Here is a 26,093-nt window from a genome sequence, read left to right on the forward strand (position 1 = left end):
TTTGAAATTTGGGATTTGAATTTATTTTTATATTTTCACAATCTCAAATTTCGAATTTTAAAAACATAATTTATAACAATGGACAACAATCAAAATCCACAAGACGGAAACATCAACATCGAATTAAACGAAATGGTAGCTGCTGGTATCTATGCTAACCTAGCTTTAGTAAACCACTCTCCATCTGAATTTGTAGTAGACTTTATTCAGTTGATGCCAGGTGTTCAGCAAGCTAAAGTAAGATCAAGAGTAATTCTTGCTCCACTTCACGCTAAAAGAGTATTAAACGCTCTTCAACAGAACATCGCTAACTACGAGCAACAGTTCGGAGAAATTAAAGAAGTTGAGCCTTTCGTATTAGGAGGAAACAACGTACAAGCTTAAGATTTCTCTTACAATAAAATAGAATACCTCGGTTTTACCGGGGTATTTTTTTTGGCTGCCTAAAATAGCAATGATTCTTTTAAAAAGTTAAATTATTTATTGAATTGTTAATAATATTTAATAAAATAAAAAAATACCATATCGATATTTCATTTTTATATATTTGTTTTTAGAAAAAGTAGAAAATATTGATATGGTTAATAGTTCATTCATCCTAAGTAAATTTGGTTTTTTAGGAAGTGATTTTTTAAACGCACTTCAGCAGCATGCCGTTATTACAGATATAAAAGCAAAGACTGAAATAATAAGAGAAGGCCAGAAAAATAAATATGTTCCCTTTCTGGTTAAAGGATCTATAAAAGTTTTTACACTCAACGATGGAAGAGAGTTGATCTACTACTACATCAAAGAAAATGACAGCTGTCTTATGACCTTTTCATCTATTTTTACGGATTACGTAAGCAGGGTATATGCCATTGCTGAAGAGGACTCAGAAGCCTTACTAATACCTGTTTCCATAATGCACGATTGGCTGATCAGATTTCCTGAGATCAATAAATTGTTTTATCGCGAATATGACAAGCGTTTCTCAGAAGTTATGGGTATGGTAAATGATGCCGTTTTCCACAGGCTGGATAAAAGGGTACTGAATTACATCAAGCAGCAAATTTCTATCACCGGAAACAATCCCATCAAAATAACACATCGCGAAATTGCCAATAATCTTGGTACTTCCAGAGAAGTGGTAAGCAGGGTATTAAAAAAAATAGAAAGTGATGGCGATATTTCACAAACAAAAGAAGGCATAAAAGTCATTGTAAATGAAAAAGTTAGATTGATCTAATTAAAATTGTTTGAAAGTTTTTGTTTTATGATTGATAAAAACGATCTTCTTGGTGACTTTTATCACATGTATTTGAATTAATAACTCTATAGTTTTGTTATATCATAATTTAATACAAATTGTATATGACAAAAGCTTTCTTATTTTTATCAGTATTTTCATCAGTTTTTGCCTTTGCACAGGAAGATCTGCTGAAAGATATTGATACCATTACAACCCATACAGAATCCTCACAACCTGCCTTTAAGGCATTGCAGATTGTTACAGGGCAATCCACAAAACTTGCCGCCAAAAAAGAATGGTACATGGTGGTAGCACACCGGTTTGGTGATGTGAGTACAGGGTTCAAAAATTTTTTCGGACTAGATAATGCTTCTACTAAACTGGGGGTTATATATGGTGTTACTGACGCCGTTTCCGTAAGCCTGTCACGGGAAACCAACATGAAAACCTTTGAGGGCGGAGTTAAATACAGATTGGTAAAGCAAAATGAAAACTTCCCTGTGGATATTCTGGGATATCATGTAATGGGGGCCAATACAGATCTCGATAAGGATGCCTATCCACATTTAAGGTTCAGTGACAGACTTTCTTACCTTACCCAAGCTTTAATTTCCAGAAGATTTAGCGATAAATTTTCATTGCAGCTTACCCCATCATATGTTCATAAAAATCTCTACGAACTAACTATTGAAGATAAAAATCAATTTTTAGCCGGCATAGGAGGACGCTATAAAATTTCAAAAAGAGTTTCTGTAAATGCAGAATATTTTGTGAATTTCGACAATCACAGTTTCTATAAAAATCCATTATCATTAGGCGTGGATATAGAAACCGGCGGACATATTTTCCAGCTTTTATTCACGAACTCCCAGCTCAATTCAGATATCGGGTATCTTACGAATGCTTCTGGAAACTGGGGAAAAGGACATATTTTCTTTGGATTTAACCTTTATAGAGTTTTTTAAATATGAAAAAGATAATATACCTACTTACCCTGTCATCTGCATTAGCAACCATTGCTTGTGAAAGCAGAACCTACGAAGAAATTTCAGACAATACTCCTGTTATATTGCCTGTAAATTATACATCAGATATAAAGCCAATTATGGATAACAGCTGCAATGGATGTCATTCCGCAGGAAGCTTTAAACCTTTGGTTACTTATGATCAGGTGAAAAATAATATAGATGGAATCTTGGACAGAATTCAAAGGCCAAATGGTGATCCACAAAGAATGCCCAAAGGCGGCTCATTGTCTGCAACACAAATCAATGTCTTCATCAAATGGAAAGCAGACGGATTAACGGAAAATTAAAAAGATTTGATATGAAAAAAATAGCACTACTTAGCGTTTCCTTACTTTTTGCGGGTTACGCATCTGCACAGAAATACAGTTCCAAAACAGGTAAAATAATTTTTGAAGCCTCAGTTCCTTTGTTTGAAGATATTTATGCACAGGATGATAATAATCTTGTGATCCTCAATGCCGATAATGGAGAGATGGCTTCTGTTTCCGCAGTTAAAAATTTTCGCTTTAAAACCAAATTAATGGAAGAGCACTTCAATGAAAGTTATGCAGAAACCTCGAAATATCCGAAAGCTACCTTTAAAGGAAAAATTGCAGGTTTTGATAAAACGAAAATTACAGCCAGCCCTCAGAAATATACCGTTCAGGGAACATTAAACTTTCATGGAGTAGATAAGGCCGTGGTCTCTACAGCAGCCATTTATACAAAAGACGGAAAAATCTATATGCAGGGAAATTTTGTAGCAAAACCTGTAGATTATAAAGTAACGATTCCTAAAATGGTTACTAAGAAAATTGCAGAAAATGTTAATGTTGAGTATAACTATATCTTGATAAAGTAATGAGAAACCTGATTTTAGTGGTAGGCCTATTTTTGAGTTCCCTGTTCTTTGCTCAGGAAAAAGTGAAGTCAATATTTGATGTTGCCAGAAGCGGAACAGTATCCGAAGTGAAAGAACTGATGAAACAGAACCCGGACATTATCAATCAAACCAATGAAGGAGGTTTCTCACCCCTTATTTTGGCCTGTTATAGAGGAAATGTAGATGTTGGCGAATTTTTGATAGATCATGTAAAAGATGTAAACTATAAAAGCCGGGAGGGAACAGCGTTGGCCGGCCTTTCAGTAAAGTATAACAAAAAATTGGTGGAAAGCTTATTGAATAAAAACGCCAATCCCAATATTGCAGATGACACAGGCTCTACACCCCTTTTTTGGGCAGTAAAGCTAGGAAACAAAGAATTGGTTGAACTGCTGCTTAAATACAAAGCAGATAAATCAATAAAAGACTCAATGGGGGTAACCCCTTTTGAATATGCTTTGAAAACAGACAACAAAGAAATCATTAGCCTTTTAAAAAATTGATATGAAAAAACTTTTACTAACAGTCAGTATGGTCCTTGCCAATTTTGCCTGGGCCCAGTTTTCATCGGGAACAGTACCCCTTTCGGCTACTACCATGACGGTGAAATTAGACACTACCCCTACAGGAGCAACAATTACAGTGACAGGAGACAGTAATTCAATGCTTGGAATTGGTTTTGGAAGCGTAGGGATGGCTACGGGTTCCGATGGATTTATATATAACTCCTCTTCCAACAGAGATTATACATTTCCAGGTCCTATGATGCCGCCCACCATTGACCCGTCACAAGATTGGACAGAAACTTCCAATACAGTATCCGGAAGCACAAGAACTGTAGTTGCTACAAGATCTCTATCCGGAAGTGCAGGAGACTTTGCTATTTCCAATGCAGCAGGAGCAATCAATATCTTTTATGCAAGAAAAACAGGTACCGGCATAGGATATCATGATGCAGGAAGAGGGTATGCAACTTTAACAATGACTGCCAGCACTTTATCTACAAATGAAATTACTGCTTCTGGCAAGAAAGTTAATTTTTATCCCAATCCGGCCAAGACAAGTATAAGCTTTAATAATTTTGACAAAATAAAATCTATTGATGTCTATGAAGCTACCGGCAGAAAAGTAAAGTCATTACAGTCTGATCAGCAAAATATGAATGTTGAAGACCTGAAATCAGGAATTTATTATTTTGAAATCAAATTGAAAGACGGAACCTTATCCTATGAAAAATTGATTAAAGAATAAGTAAAAGAACACAATCGAAATATTTAGAATAATGCCTCTGTTTTTTCAGGGGTATTGATTATTTTCAGATTTTGATAAAACCTCTAAAATGCTTAATTCTAAAGGGATTGATTGAGTTTTTGTATATTTGTGTAGGAGCCGGATACCCATGAAAATTACTTTTGGAAAAGTGAATTTGAATCCATTACAAACCGTGCTTCTGTAACTTTAAAATACTTATGCCCTACGATTGGAAAGAAGATATTGATAGGGAGTGGTAATTGCAAATGAATAATTTTTTAAATAAAGATCAATGGAGTTTAAAACCTTAAAGAATTTAGATGTAGAAGAACTTTTATCAGTGTTCAACCTTTCTTTTTCAGATTATGTAGTTCCCTTTCATCTGACAAGGGAATTGTTAAATTTTAAAATAGCTACTGAAAAAATTGACCTAAGTTTATCAGTAGGAGCATTTGAAAATGAAAAGCTGATAGGGTTTATTCTTCAGGCAGAAAAAATGGAGAACGGAGAGGGAATGGCTTACAATGCCGGAACCGGAGTTGTTCCTGAGGGTAGAGGAAAGGGCTTGGTAAGAAAAATGTATGATTTTATAATACCGGTTTTAAAGGAAAAAAATATTAATACTTTGGTTCTGGAAGTCATTGATGAGAATCAAAAGGCTATCAGGGCATATGAAAATCTTGGATTTACCATCGTCAGAAGATTACTTTGCTTTAATGGAAATATTAATCCAATGAAGGATAACCCAGAGATTGTAATTAAAGAATTGACAGGTTTTCAATGGGAAACATTCTGTTCATTCTGGGATATTGAACCATCATGGCAGGGATCAGCTTTTGTACTTAAAGACATGAAAAAAGATTGTACGGTTCTGGGAGCTTTTAAGGGCGAAAGGCTTGTAGGATATGCTGTTTATAATTCTAAAGTAAGGAAAATATATCAGGTTGCAGTTGATAAAAACTATAGAAAACAGAGTATTGGTACCACACTTTTTGAAGCTATTAAAAGTAATATCAACGGGCAGACAGTATCTCTAAATAACGTAGATGAAATTTCCGAAGGCACACGTATTTTTCTAAATAAAATAGGTCTTGAAAACAAGGTTTCACAATTTGAAATGAAAAGAGAAATCTGATTACAACTCAAAAATAACAGGTTTTAATATACTTTTAATCTTTTAAACTTTTCAGGGTGCAGTAGAGAATGTAACTTTGTCGAAAATTTTAATAATGAAGCGAGGAATACATTTTTTACTGCTGTTTATTTCCTTAACGGCTTTTGCTCAACAAGTAAATATTGATACGGCTCAGGTAGTCGTTCCGGAAAGACAGAATAGTACGGAAACCCAGTCCAAACCATATGTTATCATGATTTCTACAGATGGTTTCCGATATGATTATGCTAAAAAATATAATGCTGAAAACCTCTTGAAGTTCTCCAATAGCGGAGTAAGGGCTGAAGCAATGATTCCGAGCTACCCAAGTATTACTTTTCCCAATCACTGGAGTCTGATCACCGGGCTTTATCCATCACATCACGGTTTAATTGATAACTTTTTCTATGATTATAAGAGAAAGGAAGCTTATGCCATGAGCAATAAAAAAAATGCAGAAGACGGAAGTTGGTATGGCGGAACTCCGCTTTGGGGATTAGCCGAAAAACAAGGAATGGTTTCTGCTTCATTAATGTGGGTAGGCTCTGCCAGTGATGCAGGTGGAATGAGACCATCGTATTATTATCCTTATCACGAAAAATTTACCCCCTCCGAAAAAATAGAAAAAGTGGTCAACTGGCTGAAATTGCCTGAAGACAAAAGACCCCATTTTATTTCCCTATATTTTCCTGAAGTGGATGGAAGCGGACATCATTACGGACCTGATGCCAAGGAAACAGAAACTGCTGTTCACCTGATTGATGGGGCAATAGGAAATTTAGTTCAGAAAGTAAATGATTTAGGATTGAAAAATGTCAACTTTATTTTTGTTTCCGATCATGGTATGATTAAGGTAGATGGGGGGACTCCATTGGAAATTCCGACTCTGCTTTTTGATAAAAACAGGTTTGATTTTTACAACTCTCAGACCCTTTTAAGAGTATATGTTAAAAATAAGGATGAGGTAAAATCTGTTTATAAAGAATTAAAAAAGAATAAAACAGATGACTATGAAGTTTATTTAGATAAAAAGCTTCCAAAATATCTGCATTTTGCAACTAGAGATGATCAGTACAACAGAATTGGGCAGATTCTCCTGATTCCGAAAGCTCCAAAGATCTTCCTTGAAAAAGGGAAAAAAACATCAGTAGGAAAACATGGATACAATCCTAGATTAGTTCCTGAAATGAAAGCCACATTCTATGCATGGGGCCCGGAATTTAAAAATAATCTGGTCATTGATGAATTTACCAATATTAATGTTTATCCTTTGGTCGCTGAAATTTTAGGATTAAAAATTGACCAGCCTATTGACGGAAAAATAAAGGTGTTGAAAGAAACATTAAAAGAAAAAAAATAATATAATAATCTCTACAACATAAGCTTCGGCGCACCTTTGGTGCGCCGAAGCTTATGTTGTAGAGTAATACCAAAGAAATAAATTAAAACTGACTTGAAAATTCTTTGGCAAAATCTTCCAGTTTAATTCTTCCTGTTACAGGAGAACCATTTTTTATAAACCCTTTCTGTACCACTCCGGTTCTCATTCCTAGCCCCATTTCAACATATAATTCCGCCATATCTTGGGGAAGACCTGCCTGCAGCATTCCGTTGAGGGCTTCTTCATCCGAAAATTCTACCCATGGCAATTCAGGTTTTTCTACAGAACTTCCCAGTACTTTTGCAAAATCAGAAGCTTTTCGGGAGTCACTTACGATATATCGGATGTTTTTTCCGATTTCATTTTTTACAAGTTCTTCAGCTGCGGCATTAGCAATATCAATGGGATGAACCACAGGGATTTCTATGTTTTCCGAATAATTTCCACCTATGATTCCTGCATTTTTAACCAACGGAATATCATTAAAGAAATTCGTATAAAAATATCCGGCTCTTAAAAAAGTAAATGAAATGTTTTCTAGCTGATTGTAAATTTTTTCTATATGATATAGACCTTTAATAGGACCGTTTTCCACGGGAGATTCAGCACCTACACTGCTTAGCATTACTGCTTTTTTTACATTAGCTTTTTGTAAAGCTTCCGCATAGTTTTTTCCTACGCTTATTGTATTTTGAACAATGTTGTCGGGGCTTATAGCAGGAGGGGTCATCACAAAGACAGCATCTGCTCCGTCAAAAGTTTGAGTTAAGAAATCAATATCTGTAATTGATCCGATGGCAGACGTTGCTCCCAATGATTCAATATCGTGCTTTCTTGCCTCATTACTACTGATTACGGTGATGTCATGTCCTTGTTCTACAAGTTGCTGTGCTAAAGGCTTGGCTACATTTCCTAGTGATCCTGTGATTATAATTTTCATATGTAAATTTTTTATTGTTTTAATGATCCTATGTAATCACTGCATATTGATGAGTATTGATGAATTGATCAAACGACAGTGATTTTATAATAAATATTTTTTTATTTCGTAATACAAAGTTATATTTGTACTTACTTTTATGCAAGTACTTACCCTAAAGTATGTAGATATGACAGCTATCAAAGAAAGTTCAACCATTCAGGAGAATAAGAAAACAGTACAGGATTGTCCTGTAATGTATGTTATGGAAAGAATTGGAGGATTCTGGAAACCTATCATCCTGTTTAATCTTTCCACAGGAGAAAAAAGATACAGTGAATTGAAAAGAGCCATTCCTGCAGTAACAGAAAAAATGCTCATTCAGCATTTAAAACAACTTGAAGTAGACGGATTAATCATAAGAAAGGCAAAACCCGTAGTACCACCTCATGTGACTTATAAGCTAAGTGAAGCCGGTAATGAGCTGGCTCCCGTAATTGATGCCATGGCTGCATGGGCTTTTCAGGATATGGAAAGAAACGATATCAAAGGTGCTGAAGCAAACAGATACATCACAAATCAGGATCAGAATGCTTTTAGTCAAAACCTTAAAAAATAAAAACAGGCTCTTCAATCCGAAGAGCCTGTTTCTGTTACTATTCTATAAAAGAATTATAAAGACTGCATGTCAATAACGAAACGATATCTCACATCACTTTTCAGCATTCTCTCATAGGCTTCGTTAATTTCCTGCATTTTAATCATCTCAATTTCTGAAACAATATTATGTTCACCGCAGAAATCCAATAGTTCCTGAGTTTCTGCAATACCGCCAATTACAGATCCGGCTACAGATTTTCTTCCCAAAATCATAGGAACGGTATTCAGCATTGGTTCCAGACCTCCAAGGTAACCAACAAGAACATGGGTCCCATCAATAGTTAAGGTGGCAACATAAGGATTCACATCATGTACATAAGGAACCGTATCAATAATCAGATCGAATTTTCCTTTTACAGACTTCATTTGTGCTTCATCTGTGGAAATGATAACATGATCCGCTCCCAATTGCTTAGCATCCTCAGTTTTTCCCGGAGTTCTGGAGAATAGAGTAACTTCAGCTCCCAATCCTTTTGCTAATTTGATGGCCATATGACCTAATCCTCCCAGTCCAACTACAGCAACTTTAGAATCCGGTCCTACGTTCCAGTGTCTCAAAGGTGACCATGTAGTAATTCCTGCACACAAAAGAGGTGCTACAGCTGCCAGATCAAGGTTTTCAGGAACTTTTAATACATGCTGAGAATCCACTACCACTTTTTGAGAATATCCCCCGAAAGTATGTCCTCCCAAATGTTTGTCCTGCCCGTTATAAGTTCCGGTAAATCCATTTTCGCAATATTGTTCCAAATCGTGTTGGCAGCTTCCGCAATGACCGCAAGAATCCACAATGCATCCTACGCCGGCAAGGTCACCTACTTTAAACTTCGTTACATCACTTCCAATCTTTGTAATTCTTCCTACAATTTCATGTCCCGGAACAGCAGGGTAGATGGTTCCTCCCCAGTCGTTTCTTGCAGTATGAAGATCAGAGTGGCATACTCCGCAGTATAGAATCTCAATTTCTACATCCTTGGGGGTAACCTCTCTTCTTTCAATATTCATTTCTTTCAGATCTGCCGTGGTAGACTCTGCTCCATAGGCTTTTACTGTAAATGTGCTCATTTGATTATTTATTTTTAATTAGGTTTAAGTTCTAAATTGTTGTATTCTTCATCCGTTACAGGTTCCAGCCATTCCACAATTCCGTTTAGGGTATTAGGGTTAATGGCAATATGTGTAAATTCACTGTCAGAAGCAGCACCATGCCAATGGACCACATTGGGGAGGATATTAACCACATCGCCCGGCTTTAAAATCTGTGCAGGTTTACCCTTTTCCTGATAAAAACCTGTTCCTGAAGTTACGATTAATATCTGTCCACCTCCATGAGTATGCCAGTTATTTCTGCACCCGGGCTCAAAGACGACATTTCCAATCTGACAGTTGAGTTGATCTTCGTTGGGTTTTATAATATGTACCCAAGCTGTTCCTCCCGAAAAATAATCGGATGGAGCTTTTTCTCCTTTTGGAAAAATGTTTGTATTCAAAGTTTCCATAACGATACAAAAGTCGAAACTTTTTAGTAAACCTAACTTATACAGATTACCGAATTACTTACCAATTTTACAGACATCATTTCAGTTACAAAGGAAAGTGGTAATTTTGAATGGTAATAAAAATATACTTCATGGAAAATCAGGAGGTTGAAATCTATAATAGTGTCTCGGAATACAATAAAATGGCCAATCATGAAACCCTGCATCCCTTAGTCAGTGTCATTGATTTTTCCAAATCTGATCCTATTTGCCAGCATAAAAGGAAATTTGGGTTTTATACCGTTTTTCTGAAAGATGTTATGTGTGGAGACATGCTGTATGGGAAACATAGCTACGATTATCAGGAAGGAACACTCGTTTTCATCGCCCCGGGGCAGACTTATGGGATTTATAATAAAGACAAATATGTTCAACCCGCAGGTTCTGCATTAATTTTCCATCCTGATTTAATAAAAGGAACAAATCTAGGAAAGCACATCAAAGACTATAATTTCTTTTCCTATGATGTACACGAGGCCCTGCATCTCTCTGAAAAAGAACGAGAAACTGTTTTGGAGTGCTTTAAGAATATCAGATGGGAACTCGAGCAAAACATTGATAAGCACAGTAAGTCTTTAGTAGTGAATAATATTGAGTTGTTTTTAAATTACTGTATGCGTTTTTATGACCGCCAGTTCATCACAAGAGATCACATCAATCAGGGAGTAATCGGAAAATTTGAAAATCTTGTTGATGATTATTTAAAATCTGACAACCCTAAGAATATAGGCTTTCCAATGGTGAATTACTTTGCCGAAAAACTCAATTTATCTGCCAATTACTTTGGAGATTTGATTAAAAAAGAATTAGGAATTTCCCCACAGGAATTTATCCACAATAAATTAATAGATGTAGCCAAAGAACAAATTCTGGATCATAGAAAATCCATCAGTGAAATTTCCTATGACCTAGGCTTCAAGTATCCACAGCACTTTACAAGGCTCTTCAAAACAAAAGTAGGTATTTCCCCAAGCGAATACAAGGTCCTCAATTAAAGGACAAATGATACCGTTTCTATTGATGGAATCTATCAATAAGTATTTGTGTTTAAAAGAATCAATTAAATTTTTTCTTCTCAAAAAACCGAATTAATTTTAAGGATAGAAGTTTTCATAATTTTTTTTAAAATGAAATCACAACAGAAAGGGATACTTATTTTTGATACCCGTTTTGGGAAAATTGCAGCTTTAAAGAAAGACGGAGTGATCAGGGCTAAAAGTATTCGGTATGCCCGTTCCGAACGATTTCAAAAACCTGTTCCGATACAATATTCAGCTTCCGATAGCCTTTATCCGGATAAAACTCCGGTTTGCCCACAGAAGCTCAGCCCACTTGTAGAAAAAATGATTGGGAGAACTCCCGTTGAAGAATTTGAGGCTAAAGAATCTACCCAGTATCTTTCAATAACCCGTCCTGAAAATATAATTGAAAAAGAAAAACTTCCTGTGTTGGTCTGGATTCATGGTGGTTCCCATGAAATTGGGTGTGGAGATCTGGCTACTGCAGATCCTGCAGAATGGGTAAAGGAACAGCATATCATTATCGTTACTGTTTCCTATCGTTTAGGGCTCTTTGGTTTTTTGGGAGGCAATGAAAAAAGACCTGCAAACCTTGGGTTATTTGATATGATTGAAGCTTTGAAATGGATAAAGACAAATATCACAGACTTTGGTGGAGATGCTGAAAATATTACATTGCTTGGGCAATCTTCAGGAGGAGATGCCATAGCCCATTTGATGATCTCGGACGGTATTGATGATTTATTTAAGCGGGTCATTATTCAAAGTGCACCTTTGGGTTTGCGACATAAAAGACAGAAAATGTCTGTAGAATTTCTGAAAAAAACTGAAGATATGAAAGATGACCCCGATGTCTTAAAAATGATGGATGAATACGATAAATTGGTACCCTCTTTTATGAAATTCGGTTTGAAATCTGCTATGCCTTTCGGGACCCAGTATGGTTTTCCACCCTTGTGTAAAGAAGAAGAGGCTGTTGAAAAGTGGAGAGAAAATGCAAAAAAATATGATCTGCTGATTGGCCTGAATAATGATGAAACAGCATTTTATCTTAAAACTTCAGAAGCTTTAAATAAATACTTTGGAAAAGGATTGGGATTAAAGATCATGGATAAGGTGGTTGAAAAAACTACAGAATTTATCTATGGAGTTCCATCCAGACAATTTGCGGAAAACCATTCAAAAGGCGGTGGAAATGCCTATTTATTCAGGATACATTCTCAATTAAAAGAAAATCCTATTGGAGCATCCCATTGCGTTGATCTTCCTTTAATCTTTGGCAACGAATCTGCCTGGAAATCCTCAGAAATGTTGAAAAATATTCCTTGGGAACATATTCATGAAAACGGTAAAAAGCTAAGGGCACTTTGGACTGAATTTGCCAGAACAGGGATCATTTCTGATCAATCAGAAAGACCGGAAATTTTAAAAATTAAAAAAATAGAGTTGTCAATAAATTCGAAGAAATAATTTTTAATTTAAGTGCTGTTTTTGTAATGTTACGGCTCTATTTAGTTGTTTTGTAGTTGATTATGATATTGGTGGTGTTTTTTTATTATATTTATAGAACCAAATTCTAAAACAGTAAACTATGAAATCAACAAAACTTCAAAACGCAAGAAAAGTTAACAGAGAAGAACTTAAAAATTTAAAAGGCGGAATTATCATCAGAGACAGAATATGCTGTTTTTATAACGAAGACAATTATTGCTGTGAATGGGCTCAGGATCTATGGAGCTGCCGCGGAATTAAATGCTAATACTCAGTAGTATATAAAATAAAGCGTATATCATTGATGTACGCTTTTATATTGTATTAGGTTTACTATAGTTTCTGTTCAGGAACCCATACACTTACATTTCCTGCAGGCACAGGAAAATTTCCCCAACCGTTTTCATCAATCGTTACTTTATCCTTGAATCGTTTTAGTAGATCCATAAACTTTTTACCAGCATAGGCTTTCCCTATTTCCATGGGTTTGTTGTAAGCATCTTTATTGCTGAGTACAACAGCACACCCGCTATACTGATCATCTCCTTCCCGTACCCATCCCAGACAGTTGGCGTCCTCAAAATAATCACGTTGCTCTCCATAGGCATGCTCTTTTCTGGCTTTAAGCAGCTCTTCAATTCCATCTACTTTCGGCATGAAAATTTCCTGGTCATTTCCTGCCTTGTCTTTATCCACATAATGAGCACCATACAAATCGGGATAGAATACACACGGATAACCATCCTTCCTTAGTAAAATCAGAGCATAGGCGAGAGGTTTAAACCAAGCTTCAACAGGGGCTTCCAGGTCTTGAAGAGGTTGAGTATCATGATTGGCAACAATACTTACAGCATGTAAAGGGTCTGCCTGTGTAAGGGTTTCGTCAAAAATTTTTCTAAGATCATAAGAATTTCCTTCCTTTGAAGCATTATGAAAATTGTTTTGTAACGAGCTATCAAAAAGACTCATACAGCCTTCGGTAACTTCAATATATTTTTGGAGAAGATGAAGGTAACCCGGTGCCCAATATTCTCCTACAGCAAAGATATTTTTGCCTGAATTGGAACGCAGCAGGGTAATCCATTCCTTATAAAAATCATGAGATATGTGCTTTAAAGCATCAAGCCGGACACCATCAAAATTTGTCTGATCAAAGTACCATTTTGCCCATTCATTAAGTTCTTCACGTACAAAAGGATTTCTGTGCTCAATGTCATTATACATCAGGTAATCGTAGTTTCCTTTCTCATCATGAATCATTTCCTCCCAGTCATCCCCATATTCAGATTGAATTTTATAAATATGAGAATCCATTCCCTCTGCATAGTCAACACCACTGAAGCAGGTGAAATTCCATTCAAAATCAGAATATTTTTTTCCTCTTCCCGGAAAGGTAAATTTGGTATAGGATTCTATTTCAAGGACATCGGAAATAACCTTATCCCTATTATTTTCATCTACTTTTACCACCTTGAATTTTTCCAGCTCATCGCCACCAGCTTTATGGCCCAGAACGATGTCTACAATGACTTCTATATTTTGTTTTTTTAAAGCTTTAATCGCTTTTAAATAATCCTCCTTAGTTCCGTATTTGGTAGCAATAGTCCCTTTTTGATCAAATTCCCCCAGATCATAAAGATCATAGGCATCATATCCCACAGAATAACCTCCATTTGTCCCTTTGTAGGCTGGAGGAAACCATACAGAGGTAATTCCCAGTTTTGCTAAATATTGAGCTTGTTTTTGAGCCTCTTTCCACAACTTTGCATCACCTTCAGAATACCAGTGGAAAAACTGAATCATTGTTGAGTTCATAAATTTTGCTGATTTGGTTTTTACAAGTTAGCGAAAAAATATGACCTACTGATTTTCGAATTCCTCAAACGGGATTTTTAGTTGAACCGAAATTTGTTTTTTTTCCTCTGTATTAAGGTGTGAGAGAGATAATCCGAGCAGACGGACGGCTTTATCATAGGGGCGAAGTTCCCATAGTTTTTTTCCGGTATTGAAATACTGTTCAGGAGAAGTAAAATAATCCTCTCTGGTCATACTTCTCGTAAAAAGAGAGAAATCTTTGTACTTAATTTTTAAGGTTAAGGTTCTTCCCAGAATATTATTTTTCTGTAATCTTTGGTGAAGCTCCTGGCTAAGGCTTTCCAGCTTCTCATTAATCTGTTGTTCATCAAAAAGATCCTCAAAGAAAGTTCTTTCCACGGCAACACTTTTCTGGATACGATGAGGTTTTACTTCCGAAGTATGAATACCACGCACCACGTTGTAATAATGATTACCGGATTTTCCGAAGAGTCTTACCAAATCTTCCAAAGATCTTTTTTTTAAGTCTTTTCCTTTATAAATTCCTAAACTAAACATTTTATTAGCCGTAACCTTTCCTACACCATAAAATTTTTCAACGGGCAGCTCCTCCAGAAAACTTTCCACCTTATCAGGGTGAATGGTCTTTTGGCCATTGGGTTTATTGATATCTGAAGCTACCTTTGCCAAAAATTTATTTACAGAAATCCCTGCAGAGGCCGTTAGCCCAGTTTCATCAAATATTTTCTGACGAATTTCTCTGGCGATGAGGTTGGCAGATTCCATTCCCTTTTTATTTTCGGTAACATCCAGATAGGCTTCATCCAGAGATAACGGCTCTACCAGATCGGTATATTCGTAGAATATTTCGCGGATTTTTTTTGAAATTTCTTTATAGCGGGCAAAGCGGGGTGGTACAAAGATAAGATCAGGACACCTTTCCTTTGCTGTTTTGCTAGGCATTGCGGAACGAACCCCATACTTTCTGGCTTCATAGCTTGCTGCTGCCACTACACCTCGATGCTGCCCACCTACTGCAATAGGTTTTCCTTTCAATGTTGGATTATCATATTGCTCCACAGAAGCATAGAATGCATCCATATCTACGTGAATAATTTTACGAAGCGGCAAAGAAAAATCCATATCACAAAGATATGGATTCCTTTATTTATTGTAAATGTTTCGTTACGCTTTCAGCCTCATTGTAAGAAGCAGTGGTTCAAATCCTGCTTTCTCATAAGCTTTTATAGCAGAATCATTTTGAGCATAAACATCCAGCCTTACTTCTGAAATATTCCTGGATTTTGCCCAGTTTACTAATTCATCGGTAATCAGCTTGTTGATTCCTTTTCCTCTATATTCAGGTTTTACATACATAAACCCCAGATAAGCATAGCTTTTAAAATTGTTGTAGTCCTTATCAGACTTCTTAATCAGGGCATAACCTGATGCTACAATTTCATTATTGTCTTCTACAACAATTAATGTTGCATCTGGTGATTGTATAAACTCATTCAGGTCATAATAATGAATTTCTCCATCAATTAATGTACTGTTAAAAGGTCTTTCCGCAAAAACTATTCCTTGTTCAAATTCTAAAAGAGTCTTTAAATCCTCCTTCGTAGCTTCTCTTGTAATCATGGTATGAAAAATAGGTGAGATTATTTTAAAAGATTATCTATAGTTTTTTGTATTTCAGGATCTTCCGGAGATATTGCATAGTATTTTGCAATAGACGATTTTTGGTCAATAATCATATATCTTGGAATCCAGTTCAGATCAATATAATTGTTGAAATCATTTTTCCATCCTGATGCAAACCAGTAGTTATCCTTATCTTTCATATTGAATCTTACAAGACTCTTATCAAATCCTTCTTTAGATCTCTCCAGAGATAGGAAGACAAAATCAACATTGGGATTATTTTTTTCCAGTATTTCGGCTTTTGGAAGAGCCTGTAAACAATCTCTACACCATCCTGCCCAGAAATCAATCACCAAAACTTTTCCTTTATGTTGATTCAGAATCTGCTGGATGGTAATTGCTTTTCCGTCTTCATCTTCCAGTTTCTGCTTTAAGGCTTCCTTGGAAAATCCGGTTTTAAGAACAGTAGGAATTTTCTGTGAATAGCTTAATCCAAATATTCCTATCATAAAAATTAATAACAACTTTCTCATTTCTTACAATTTCATTTATACAAATCTAAACAATGAATTGCAATTTGAGATTGATTTTTCATGAATTAGGAAAAATTTATAAAATTGAAAATTTCTATGGATAGATAGGGAGTGCTTACAAAAGAACTGTTCTATTGATAGTCTTTAACTAAGCCTTTCACTACTGTAATCACATTAGGCATTGCTTTGTTGGCTGCATTTAAAACCTCTTCGTGAGAAACTGCAAACGCAATATCCGGTCCGCCAAGATCAGTAATAACAGAGATACAGAACGCATCCATTCCCATATGTTTGGCAACAATCACCTCAGGTACGGTACTCATTCCTACCATATCACCTCCAATGGCTTTGATCATTCCGTACTCCGCAGGAGTTTCAAAAGTTGGGCCCTGTAAGGCAACGTAGATTCCCTGGTGGATTTTAATATTATTTTCAGAGGCTGCCTTTTCGGCTACGGCAATCATTTTTTTGTTGTATGGTTCACTCATATCCACAAATCGTGGTCCGAGTTCATCAATGTTTTTCCCTCGAAGCGGGTGTTCAGGCATCATATTGATGTGATCCTTCAATATCACAACATCTGCAATGTTATAATCAGGATTTACTCCTCCACAAGCATTGGACAGAATTAAATTTTGAATTCCTAACAGGTGGAAAACCCTTACAGGAAAAGTTACCGTTTCCATGGAATGGCCTTCATAATAATGAAAGCGGCCACTCATCATCAGAACTTTTTTTCCTTCCAATATTCCATAGATAAGCTTACCGGTGTGGCCGGCAACTGTAGTTTGTGGAAAGTTGGGTATGTCTTTGTACTCTAAAACATGGATCGGTTCTACTTCATTCTGCAGTTTTCCAAGTCCGGATCCTAAAATTACAGCAAAATCAGGTGTTTCCTGAATGATATTCTTGATAAAATCAGCTGTCTCATTAATTTTTTCTAACATAATCTAAGATGATTTGATTGAATTCCTCTTTTTTATCAATAATGACATTGATAGGCCAGTAGTAAACAATATCTCTAAGGTAGTCAAAAGTTTTCAGACGGACATAATCTTTCTCTGTGGTTAATATCAGTTTATATTCTCCTAATTTTTTATACTCAGCAAGAATTTTTTTAATATCATCATCCGTAAAATTGTGATGATCCCTGAATTTTAGATGCTTAACTCTTTTCGAGAATTTAGCCAAATGCTCTAAAAGTGGTTTAGGATTGGCAATTCCTGTGATCAGGAGAATATCATAATAATTCAGGTTGTTATCCGGAAGCATTTTATCTTTTCCGTATACATTCTCGTCATAACCAATAGATGAAAAGAATACTTTCTGGCTATAAGACGGTCTGATCCTTGAAATATAATACCTTTTGGTTTCCTCCGTAAGCTCATCAGGGCATTTGCTCACCATAATAATGTCTGCTCTGTTTGCGCCCGCTCGGGATTCTCTAAGATCTCCGGCAGGAAGCAGGTAATCCTTGAAGAAAGGATCATTAAAGTCAGTCATCAAAATATTGAAACCAGCCTTAATGGCTCTGTGCTGTAGGGCATCATCCAATACCAGTACTTCCAGATCCATATCATCAATTACTTTTTTAGCACCGGGCACACGTTCTTCTGATACAGCAATAACAAAACGGTTTTTGAAACGTTCAAAAAGCTGCATGGCTTCATCGCCTACTACTTTGTAATTACTGTCATAGTTGGTAACCTCATACCCTTTACTCAGTCTTCCGTAGCCTCTCGAAAGAACTCCGGTTCTGTAGTGTTTGGATAGGTATTGGGCAAGATACATCACCATTGGTGACTTACCGCTTCCGCCCACAGAGAGGTTCCCGACATTGATTATCGGTGTCTTGAATTTTGTCGACTTAAAAATTCCCCAATCATACATTGTGTTTCGGATACCCGTTACCAAATGATAACCAAGGGAAAAAGGATAAAGGTACCATCTTTTCATACGATTGCAAAAATAGGAATTTTCATAGGGATTTGATATAATATTCTCAAAGACTTTTCAACAAATATTTCGTTAAATTAAAGTATTTTTGTGGAGTTATTATAATACTTTGAGATACTTTATTGAATTTTCTTACAACGGAAAGAATTATTTCGGCTATCAGATACAGCCGGACGCCATTTCTGTACAGGAAGAACTGGAAAAAGCACTTTCCACAATTTTAAGGGAAGAGATTAAAACTACTGGTGCCGGAAGAACGGATACAGGGGTTCACGCTAAAAAAATATTTGCTCACTTTGATACAGAACATGAGCTGAATAACGAATTTCCTCGCAGACTGAACGGTTTTCTTCCTCCTGATATTTCCATCCACAGGATTTTTAAGGTGAAAGATGATTTTCATGCCCGTTTTGATGCTACATACAGAACCTATGAATATTATATTTCACTGAAAAAAAATCCATTTACCCAGGAATCAGCATGGCAGCACTGGAAAAGGTCATTGGATATCGACAAAATGAATGAGGCCTGTAAAATTTTATTCGAGTATGAAGATTTTACAAGCTTTGCAAAATTAAAAACAGACAACAAGACGAACATCTGCAAAATGTATAAAGCACATTGGGAACAGGAGGGAACAGAACTGAAGTTCACCGTTTCTGCCAATCGTTTTCTGAGAAATATGGTACGTGCTATTGTGGGAACCATGGTGGAAGTGGGGACCGGAAAACTGAAGCCTGAGGATATGCGTAGGGTAATTGAAGATAAAAATCGTAATGCAGCAGGAACTTCAGCACCAGCCCATGGACTCTACTTAGTAGATGTAGGCTACGAATTTTAAAAAACTAAAAAACAAAATAATAATCATGTTATCAATTTTTATCCTTATCGGTGCCTACCGATATTATGCCCAGTTGGCTGAAAGGTTTGGGAAAACAAAGTGGCATTTTGGCCTTTTGGCAATAGGAATTTACCTTGGGTCTCAAATCTTTTTAGCATTTAGTTTCGGGATGTATCTAACTATAACCAACCCGGAATCTTTGAATAATGTAAACTATACAGGTTTTTCGGCGGTTAATATTGTCGGCTGGCTGATTTCCATCGCTTTAGTTTGGGGAGTTCATCAGTTTCTTGAGAAAAAGTTTAAAAGAGAAAATATTCAAAAACCATCTATTGAAATAGAAAAAATAGGTGAAATTTCTGAACATCAGTAAATTGATAGATATACATGAAACGTCAGGAGACGGAAGATATTCATTTTGTAAATGATAGGTATCTGAAATTTTCTATAACGATTTGCAAAAGTTCTAAAGGCTGGCAATTTAGAAAGTCTTATTTTTGCATAGAATTTTAATTCTTTTCTTCGATTCGTACAATGAAAAAACAAGATACCTGGGGAATTGTAAAAAGGCTGTTCTTTATCGGAATGAAATTTCGTTCTTGGTTCATCCTTACTTTAATCATCTCCGTAATACTTTCAATTGTTTCTACTTACAGACCATACCTTACCATGGAAGTGGTGGATAATGACATCACAAAGCTGCAGGACAAGGCTTTAATGATGAAGCATATCTATATCCTTGTGGGATTGGTTTTTGCAGAAACCGTTTTAAACTTTTTTTTAGTCTATTTTTCAAATTTTATCTCACAAAATGTAATCAGGGATATCAGAGAAAGATTATACTCTAAATTGATTTATTTCAAAACATCATTTTTTGATAAAACTCCTATCGGACAATTGGTTACCCGTGCTGTAGGTGACGTAGAAACCATTGCAACGGTTTATACCGACGGTTTCCTGATGGTTTTCGGTGATATCCTGAGAATTGTGTTTGTGTTGGTAATGATGTTCAGTACCAATGTGCACCTGAGTTATATTACATTGGCAATTCTACCTTTAATGGTGGTTATCACAAGATTCTTTCAAAAAAGGCTGAAAAAGGCATTTGGAGATGAAAGAAACTGGACGGCTACCCAGAACTCCTTTGTACAGGAAAGGTTGGCGGGAATGTCAATTATTCAGGTTTTTAACAGACAGGAGTCAGAATTCAAGAAATTTGATGATATTAATATTACGCTGAAAGGTGCTTTGCTGAGAACAGTTTTTATTTTCTCATTATTCTTTCCCGTAGTAGAACTTATTTCTTCCCTGTTCATCGGATTTATTCTTTTTTATGGAGGTTACATAACAATCAGTGCCGGTGTGGTGATTGCATTTATTCAGTATATTTCAATGCTAATCCGCCCTTTAAGGCAGATTGCAGATCGTTTCAATAATATCCAGAGAGGGATTGTAGGAGCAGAAAGAGTATTGGGATTAATGGATGAAGAAATTTCAATGCCGAATACTGGAACTGTGAAAAAAGATCATTTTGCCGGTAAAATAGAATTCCAGAAAGTACATTTTGCCTATGATGAAAAGCAGGAAGTATTGAAAGGGATTGATTTTAAGGTAAATCCGGGAGAAACTGTAGCAATTGTAGGAGCAACCGGTGCCGGAAAATCTACAATTATCAGCTTGATTACCAGACTTTATGATATTAATTCCGGGAATATCCTCATTGATGATGTGAACTTAAAAGATTATGAACTGTACAACCTTAGAAGTCATATCGGTGTTGTATTGCAGGATGTTTTCCTTTTCCACGGAAGTATTTTTGAAAACCTTTCCTTTGGAGATGACACGATCACTTTGGATAAAATAAAGGCCGGTGCTAAGGAAATTGAAGTAGATCAGTTTATAGAACAGCTTCCGGGTGGGTACGATTATGTGGTAAGCGAAAGAGGCTCATCAATATCTTTAGGGCAAAGACAATTATTATCTTTCCTTAGAGCCTATCTATCTGATCCGAAGATTTTAATTCTGGATGAAGCAACATCTTCTATTGATCATGAAAGTGAGAAGCTTATTCAGAGAGCCACGGAAAAAATTACCAAAAACAGAACATCCATCATTATTGCCCATAGACTTTCCACAATTGAAAAGGCAGATAAGATTATTGTAATGGAGCATGGGAAAATTGTAGAAGAAGGGAAACACTTGGAGCTTTTGGATAAGAATGGTTATTATTCTACCCTTTATAAAGCACAACTGCGTCACGAGGTGGAAGTAGAAGTGGAGAAAGAATCATAGTATATAATACAATATCCAAGCAATATAACTGGATTAAATTAATAGAAAAAGAGAGCAAAATGCTCTCTTTTTTATTATAGGTAAGGTTGTTAGAACTTTAATTTCTGGGTAATTGTTCTCCCGTCTTTTAAAACAATGGCCACCATTAAGATGGTGTTTTTCTGATCTATCGGAACTTTCAATTCTGAAGAGTTGATATCTGTCTTGTGGGTAAGTAATTTTCCTGAGGCATCGTAGATATGTAGTGTTGAGATTTTAGAATCACTTTTTACATATACAGAATTTTCATCTTTAGTAATGAATGCGTTATCTTTTTTCAGACTGTTTTGTATAGATAATGAAGTCTGAGGCTCAATAATTACAGAATAATCTTCTACTTGTCCATACTTCGGAGTAGAGCAGGCAGTGATGGCTGTTCCGTTAAAATCCCCGATTACTCTCATTCTTAAAGGAGTATTGGTTACAGCTCCGGATGGAGGAGTGACAGAAGCTGTTGCAAATGCTCCATTGCTTATCCCACTCTGATTAAGTATCAATTCTGTAGATTCATTAAACTGGCCATCATTATTATAATCAATGTAGGCTTTTATAATATGTGAGTTGCTCGTTCCCGGAGCTACAGTAATTGTAGTTGCTGTATTTTGCGGAATAGTCGTTTTGCTTACTCCAAAGCAGTAGTTGCCCGTAAAATTTTCATAAAAATTATTTGAAGCCTGCTTATAATTATTGGAAGAATTATTGATGCTGCCAAACTTTACAGAGGTAATCCCAATGTTAAACCCTCCCGGATTGGTTATGGATGTTGGCGCACATGCATTCGTAAGAGATACATTGTTATTGATTGCCGTTGCCGAGGCTACAGGAGAGTTGATTAAAGATTGTCTGTACTGAAGAAGCTGTGCAGTTGCTCTGTCTGCTTGCCCTTGTGTGAATAAATCTCTGAAGCAATAGGTATAAGCCATTACATTTTTTTCTCCACCTGCATAGGTTTGGCTGGTACATGGATTAATTTGTCCTACCTGGCAATTCTGAGGAACAGAAGAGTGATAGAGGCTTTTCATAGGTTCGGTATCACAAACAAGATCTCCCTCCAGAGTACAGTCGTTATTTACGGGACAGGCTCCGGTACTTGTATTATATCCTTCATGGGTGTGTCTAAGTCCCAAAGCATGCCCAAATTCATGGGCTAGGGTCTGGGCATTAACAGAGGAGGCAGAGGTAGACATGAAAGAATAATCATTGCTCCCGCCCGGATAGTAAGCATAGCCGTTCAGCGCTCCAACATTAGAGGTTAGCTTTTTGACAACATAAATATTATAGTATTTGCTGGTATCCCATAAGCCCAAGGCTGTAATCTCTGTTGCCGGTACAGCATTAGTCGTATTATCATCATTCACTCCTCCGCTTACATATTTTGGAAGATGAGAAGCATTGATTCTGTTGATTCCATTGGTAGCATTACAACTGGGATTTATTTTGGCAAAAACAAACTTTACGGGCAAGATAGAGCTTGTAGAAGACATTCCACTGGAGGCACTTCCTGCAAAAACACCGTTGGTATAATTAACCCATGCAATAATATCTGCATCAGATTTATTATTAACGGTCCCAATTGCACTTCCATCACCTACAACGTGTACAACAATCGGAATTTCATACACTTGATTTTGATTGAGTCTGGAGGCTACCTTTCCACTTTTGATCATTCGGGATAATTCCAGATTAAAAGCATCGTCCTGCACCTTCTGTTCCGGGAACCTTGCGTAATGTTTTTTCATTAATTCATCTGTTCCGCATACTTCAAATTCTACCTTCTGTGAATAAAAATTTGATGACAAAGCCCCTGCAATACAAAGAAATAATAGTTTTTTCATAGTTTTTATATTGAATGTTTTTTCATTATTAAAGATAAATCAAAAATTCTATAAAAGAACTAAGGCTTCTTAAAGGTGCAGAAAACAAAATTTTGGGTAGTTCCGAAAGGAGTTTTATGATCTTCAGTAATGCAGGTTATTTTTTCAAATCCTGCTTCAAATTTTTCAGTCAGTGATAACTCGTCATATTGTTGAATATCCAGTCCGCTGCACTTTGTAGGTCCGTTTTTAGAAAATGTTCCTAAAACCATAAAACCTTTTATATTTTTTTCTGCAATATCTATATATTTTGAAACCTGTTCTGGAGTAGTCAGAAAATGAAAGGCAGCCCTGTCATGCCAGATATCGTAGGTTTCTGTAGGCTCAAATGTGGTGATGTCTGTAGCAATCCATTTGATTGTATTGGCTGAGCTTCCAAGCCTTTCCTTTGCTTTTTCCAACGCCTTGGCAGAAATATCCAAGACAGTGATATTTTCATAGCCTTCTTCAAGCAGATAATCAACAAGGTTGCTGTCTCCACCGCCAATATCTATGATTTTTGCCCCTTTATCCAATCCAAAAGAACGGATAAGTTCAAGAGAAGTATTAGGTTTTTCCTGAGTCCAGCTTACCTGATCCGGGTTCTTGGTTTCATATACATTTTCCCAGTGCTTTTTATTTTCGGAAGAGCTTGTCATTCTTTTAACTGATTATTGATTTCTTCAAATTTATTAATTAATCCGTCAATTTTCGATTGTTGCTTTTTGATTGTTTTTGGTCTCAGATAAAACCAATTGATTCCTATCCAGATAAACGTTAATCCATAAGCCAGTATCCCGTAAGTCAACTTCATTCTTGAGGCATACTCATACATGTACAGACAAATTCCCAGAAGCAACATGATGAAATATAGGTTGAGCATTGTGTTTTGCATGAATTTCTGCTTATTCTTCACCAGATAAAGATTTTGAAGATAATCACTGTTGGATTGAGTATTATCGATCTTATAAAAGATCATAAACAGCTTATTGTAGGCAAGTAAGAAAATAATCATTGCAAGAATAACAAGTACAATCCCAATTTTAGTTGTAGCCAGCTGAGGTTGATAATGATACCAGATGAAAGCAATACCCAAACATGTTGAAATCAGTAAAATATTGGTTAGAATAAGTTTACGCAGATTCTCATTCTTGAATTTTTTCAGCTTACCCAACAGCTCTTCCATATTGGGCTTGTTGGAAGTCTGTTGCTTCCATATATTTTTGAAATCTATATTAGTAGCCATTTTCTTTAAACTTTTGCGTTAATTTTTCTTTTATCCTATGAATCTTTACCCGTATGTTGGATTCTGAAAGTCCCACGATATGAGCAATTTCAGACTGTTTTACCTCTTCCAGTTCCAGAGAAATGATAATTCTGTCTGTTTCCGGCAGTTCAGAAATAAACTGATAAAGCATTTGTATCTGGGGCTCCATTGATTCCTGCTTTTTCTCTTCCAAATTGATCGGGAGATCTGTTTTAGCAAACCTTTTTTCCTTTTCAATCTGTCGGAGGCAGTTGTTGGAAGCGATTCTGAATATCCATGTTCCAATACTGGATTCATTCCTGAATTTTGGGAGTTGCTGCCATACAATGATAAAGGTTTCCTGGGCCAGATCCTGAGCCAGTTCAGTATCATTTACATATCCCATGCACAAACGGAATATTTTCTGCCAGTAGAGTTCGTATATATCCTCAAATACCATTATTTCGAAGATAAAAAATTATTTAACTGGTTAAAATACCACTCTTTATCATCATACATAATGAAGTGCAAGCCTTTTGTGGAATATTGAAAATTGGCATTTTTAAGATTTTTATATTGTGCTTCAATGGCTGGTTTCATCGAAACAAAATAGGCTTCAAGCAGAATAAGGGAAGGGCATTGGATATTTTTTATGGTTTCTCTAAGATCTGTATTGGAGAAATCACAGAACATTTTTGCAAAAGTTTTCCTGTCAGACTTCATGCTCCAGTCAATCACCGTGTTCTGCATAGAAGTATCTGCGAGAAGACGCGGAATAGACTGAATCTGCATTTTTTTGAACTGTTCATCAGACATCGCTGTGAAGGTATTAATCATCGCCGAGCAGTCATTATTTTCCCTGGAAGTAAAAGCAGGGTTGGAAATAGCAGCCAGACAGGGTAAAGTATCCACAATAACAATTTTACCCACAAGATCCGGATAGTCTGCTGCAATGGCCAGGGCAAGGCCGCCACCCATACTGTGTCCAATAATAACAGGCTTTTGAATGTTGTTCTCTTTTATATAAGCAGCAATTCCTTTTTCCCAGTCTTTAAAGGTAGGGTCCGTATCTGGCTTTGCTCCAGCAAATCCAGCCATTGTTAAAGTATAACAGGTGAAATCTTTTTCAAACTTAGCTGTTGTTTCATTCCATACATCTCCTGAAGAGGCAAATCCAGGAATAAATAGTAAAGATTGTTTTCCTTTTCCGGTTTTCTTTACTTCAAACGGATATGTTTTTTTCTGACCAAAAACATTGCATACCGCAGCAAAAAATAGCATGATAATAAGAAGGAACGTGAATTTTTTCATGATTTCTAAAGTTTTAAAGTTTATTTGCCT

The 26,093-nt window shown here is 36.2% G+C and carries 30 protein-coding genes; 16 read left to right on the forward strand and 14 right to left on the reverse strand.

The genetic code is table 11. From position 1 onward, the window contains the following. Positions 1-78: 78 nt before the first annotated feature. From C7D53_RS00960 to C7D53_RS01000, 9 genes are all read left to right on the forward strand, one after another. Positions 79-384 (forward strand): DUF3467 domain-containing protein, encoded by a 306-nt coding sequence (locus C7D53_RS00960; RefSeq protein ID WP_002976436.1) that lies wholly within the window; start codon positions 79-81, stop codon positions 382-384. 193 nt (positions 385-577) lie between these two features. Beyond that, positions 578-1,228: a Crp/Fnr family transcriptional regulator gene (locus C7D53_RS00965; protein WP_106915533.1), complete on the forward strand. Its 651-nt coding sequence runs from the start codon at positions 578-580 to the stop codon at positions 1,226-1,228. Positions 1,229-1,353: 125 nt separating this feature from the next. Continuing rightward, positions 1,354-2,196: a DUF5777 family beta-barrel protein gene (locus tag C7D53_RS00970; RefSeq protein WP_106914548.1), complete on the forward strand. Its 843-nt coding sequence runs from the start codon at positions 1,354-1,356 to the stop codon at positions 2,194-2,196. Positions 2,197-2,198: 2 nt separating this feature from the next. After that, complete coding sequence (locus C7D53_RS00975) at positions 2,199-2,546, forward strand: hypothetical protein (protein ID WP_106914549.1); 348 nt, start codon at positions 2,199-2,201, stop codon at positions 2,544-2,546. An 11-nt stretch (positions 2,547-2,557) separates the two neighbouring features. Continuing rightward, positions 2,558-3,100, forward strand: a complete 543-nt coding sequence (locus C7D53_RS00980; RefSeq protein ID WP_106914550.1) for a YceI family protein — start codon at positions 2,558-2,560, stop codon at positions 3,098-3,100. Then, positions 3,100-3,624: an ankyrin repeat domain-containing protein gene (locus tag C7D53_RS00985; protein WP_106914551.1), complete on the forward strand. Its 525-nt coding sequence runs from the start codon at positions 3,100-3,102 to the stop codon at positions 3,622-3,624. The genes C7D53_RS00980 and C7D53_RS00985 overlap by 1 nt, the downstream gene beginning before the upstream one ends. A 1-nt stretch (position 3,625) precedes the next feature. Beyond that, positions 3,626-4,372, forward strand: coding sequence for a T9SS type A sorting domain-containing protein (locus C7D53_RS00990; RefSeq protein ID WP_106914552.1), 747 nt, complete (start codon positions 3,626-3,628; stop codon positions 4,370-4,372). A 292-nt stretch (positions 4,373-4,664) separates the two neighbouring features. Next, positions 4,665-5,507 carry a GNAT family N-acetyltransferase gene (locus C7D53_RS00995; protein WP_106914553.1) on the forward strand — a complete coding sequence of 281 codons (843 nt, stop codon included), beginning with the start codon at positions 4,665-4,667 and terminating at the stop codon, positions 5,505-5,507. A 94-nt stretch (positions 5,508-5,601) separates the two neighbouring features. Further along, on the forward strand, positions 5,602-6,885 hold the full coding sequence (locus tag C7D53_RS01000; RefSeq protein ID WP_106914554.1) for an alkaline phosphatase family protein: 1,284 nt from the start codon (positions 5,602-5,604) through the stop codon (positions 6,883-6,885). Between the two features lie 82 nt (positions 6,886-6,967). Here the strand turns inward: C7D53_RS01000 and C7D53_RS01005 are convergent, their stop codons facing one another. Next, on the reverse strand, positions 6,968-7,846 hold the full coding sequence (locus C7D53_RS01005) for an NAD(P)H-binding protein (protein WP_106914555.1): 879 nt from the start codon (positions 7,844-7,846) through the stop codon (positions 6,968-6,970). Positions 7,847-8,015: 169 nt separating this feature from the next. Between C7D53_RS01005 and C7D53_RS01010 the strand changes: the two genes are divergently transcribed. Next, positions 8,016-8,444: a winged helix-turn-helix transcriptional regulator gene (locus C7D53_RS01010; RefSeq protein ID WP_106915534.1), complete on the forward strand. Its 429-nt coding sequence runs from the start codon at positions 8,016-8,018 to the stop codon at positions 8,442-8,444. Positions 8,445-8,497: 53 nt separating this feature from the next. On the opposite strand, the gene C7D53_RS01015 is transcribed toward C7D53_RS01010, so the two are convergent. Further along, entirely contained in the window at positions 8,498-9,550 is a 1,053-nt protein-coding gene (locus C7D53_RS01015) for an NAD(P)-dependent alcohol dehydrogenase (protein WP_106914556.1), read from the reverse strand. Between the two features lie 14 nt (positions 9,551-9,564). Beyond that, positions 9,565-9,984, reverse strand: coding sequence for a cupin domain-containing protein (locus C7D53_RS01020; protein ID WP_106914557.1), 420 nt, complete (start codon positions 9,982-9,984; stop codon positions 9,565-9,567). A gap of 131 nt (positions 9,985-10,115) precedes the next feature. Here C7D53_RS01020 and C7D53_RS01025 point away from each other — a divergent pair, with 131 nt between their 5' ends. From C7D53_RS01025 to C7D53_RS20795, 3 genes are all read left to right on the forward strand, one after another. Next, positions 10,116-11,018, forward strand: coding sequence for a helix-turn-helix domain-containing protein (locus tag C7D53_RS01025; RefSeq protein WP_106914558.1), 903 nt, complete (start codon positions 10,116-10,118; stop codon positions 11,016-11,018). A 132-nt stretch (positions 11,019-11,150) separates the two neighbouring features. Then, on the forward strand, positions 11,151-12,512 hold the full coding sequence (locus tag C7D53_RS01030; protein WP_106914559.1) for a carboxylesterase family protein: 1,362 nt from the start codon (positions 11,151-11,153) through the stop codon (positions 12,510-12,512). 121 nt (positions 12,513-12,633) lie between these two features. Then, a complete protein-coding gene (locus C7D53_RS20795) occupies positions 12,634-12,801 on the forward strand; it encodes a hypothetical protein (RefSeq protein ID WP_162926048.1) in 168 nt (55 codons plus the stop codon). A gap of 65 nt (positions 12,802-12,866) precedes the next feature. On the opposite strand, the gene C7D53_RS01035 is transcribed toward C7D53_RS20795, so the two are convergent. The 6 genes from C7D53_RS01035 to lpxK form a co-directional block, all read right to left on the reverse strand. Beyond that, a complete protein-coding gene (locus tag C7D53_RS01035) occupies positions 12,867-14,348 on the reverse strand; it encodes an alpha-amylase (protein WP_106914560.1) in 1,482 nt (493 codons plus the stop codon). 45 nt (positions 14,349-14,393) lie between these two features. After that, positions 14,394-15,491, reverse strand: a complete 1,098-nt coding sequence (gene dinB, locus C7D53_RS01040) for a DNA polymerase IV (protein ID WP_106914561.1) — start codon at positions 15,489-15,491, stop codon at positions 14,394-14,396. A 42-nt stretch (positions 15,492-15,533) separates the two neighbouring features. Next, positions 15,534-15,989, reverse strand: a complete 456-nt coding sequence (locus C7D53_RS01045; RefSeq protein ID WP_106914562.1) for a GNAT family N-acetyltransferase — start codon at positions 15,987-15,989, stop codon at positions 15,534-15,536. 20 nt (positions 15,990-16,009) lie between these two features. Next, on the reverse strand, positions 16,010-16,525 hold the full coding sequence (locus tag C7D53_RS01050) for a TlpA family protein disulfide reductase (RefSeq protein ID WP_106914563.1): 516 nt from the start codon (positions 16,523-16,525) through the stop codon (positions 16,010-16,012). 131 nt (positions 16,526-16,656) lie between these two features. Next, positions 16,657-17,472, reverse strand: coding sequence for a purine-nucleoside phosphorylase (locus tag C7D53_RS01055; RefSeq protein WP_106914564.1), 816 nt, complete (start codon positions 17,470-17,472; stop codon positions 16,657-16,659). After that, the gene (lpxK, locus tag C7D53_RS01060) at positions 17,456-18,481 is read right to left on the reverse strand and encodes a tetraacyldisaccharide 4'-kinase (RefSeq protein WP_106914565.1); all 1,026 of its coding nucleotides are present in this window, start codon (positions 18,479-18,481) and stop codon (positions 17,456-17,458) included. The genes C7D53_RS01055 and lpxK overlap by 17 nt, the downstream gene beginning before the upstream one ends. 109 nt (positions 18,482-18,590) lie before the next feature. Here lpxK and truA point away from each other — a divergent pair, with 109 nt between their 5' ends. The 3 genes from truA (at position 18,591) to C7D53_RS01075 (ending at position 21,614) form a co-directional block, all read left to right on the forward strand. Then, positions 18,591-19,322, forward strand: a complete 732-nt coding sequence (gene truA / locus C7D53_RS01065) for a tRNA pseudouridine(38-40) synthase TruA (RefSeq protein WP_106914566.1) — start codon at positions 18,591-18,593, stop codon at positions 19,320-19,322. 25 nt (positions 19,323-19,347) lie between these two features. Beyond that, on the forward strand, positions 19,348-19,695 hold the full coding sequence (locus tag C7D53_RS01070) for a hypothetical protein (protein ID WP_106914567.1): 348 nt from the start codon (positions 19,348-19,350) through the stop codon (positions 19,693-19,695). A 161-nt stretch (positions 19,696-19,856) separates the two neighbouring features. Continuing rightward, positions 19,857-21,614, forward strand: a complete 1,758-nt coding sequence (locus C7D53_RS01075; RefSeq protein ID WP_106914568.1) for an ABC transporter ATP-binding protein — start codon at positions 19,857-19,859, stop codon at positions 21,612-21,614. Positions 21,615-21,703: 89 nt separating this feature from the next. On the opposite strand, the gene C7D53_RS01080 is transcribed toward C7D53_RS01075, so the two are convergent. Genes C7D53_RS01080 through C7D53_RS01100 form a run of 5 tightly spaced genes read right to left on the reverse strand, consistent with a single transcriptional unit; the run spans position 21,704 to position 26,063 of the window. Beyond that, positions 21,704-23,488: a GEVED domain-containing protein gene (locus C7D53_RS01080; RefSeq protein ID WP_106914569.1), complete on the reverse strand. Its 1,785-nt coding sequence runs from the start codon at positions 23,486-23,488 to the stop codon at positions 21,704-21,706. 59 nt (positions 23,489-23,547) lie between these two features. Continuing rightward, positions 23,548-24,165, reverse strand: a complete 618-nt coding sequence (locus C7D53_RS01085; RefSeq protein WP_106914570.1) for a class I SAM-dependent methyltransferase — start codon at positions 24,163-24,165, stop codon at positions 23,548-23,550. Beyond that, on the reverse strand, positions 24,162-24,752 hold the full coding sequence (locus C7D53_RS01090) for a hypothetical protein (RefSeq protein ID WP_106914571.1): 591 nt from the start codon (positions 24,750-24,752) through the stop codon (positions 24,162-24,164). Before C7D53_RS01090 ends, C7D53_RS01085 begins: the two co-directional genes overlap by 4 nt. Continuing rightward, positions 24,742-25,212, reverse strand: a complete 471-nt coding sequence (locus C7D53_RS01095) for an RNA polymerase sigma factor (protein ID WP_106914572.1) — start codon at positions 25,210-25,212, stop codon at positions 24,742-24,744. Before C7D53_RS01095 ends, C7D53_RS01090 begins: the two co-directional genes overlap by 11 nt. Further along, positions 25,212-26,063: an alpha/beta fold hydrolase gene (locus C7D53_RS01100; RefSeq protein ID WP_106914573.1), complete on the reverse strand. Its 852-nt coding sequence runs from the start codon at positions 26,061-26,063 to the stop codon at positions 25,212-25,214. The genes C7D53_RS01095 and C7D53_RS01100 overlap by 1 nt, the downstream gene beginning before the upstream one ends. Positions 26,064-26,093: the final 30 nt, after the last annotated feature.

It is taken from the genome of Chryseobacterium aurantiacum, from assembly GCF_003020585.1.
GTDB lineage: Bacteria > Bacteroidota > Bacteroidia > Flavobacteriales > Weeksellaceae > Chryseobacterium > Chryseobacterium aurantiacum.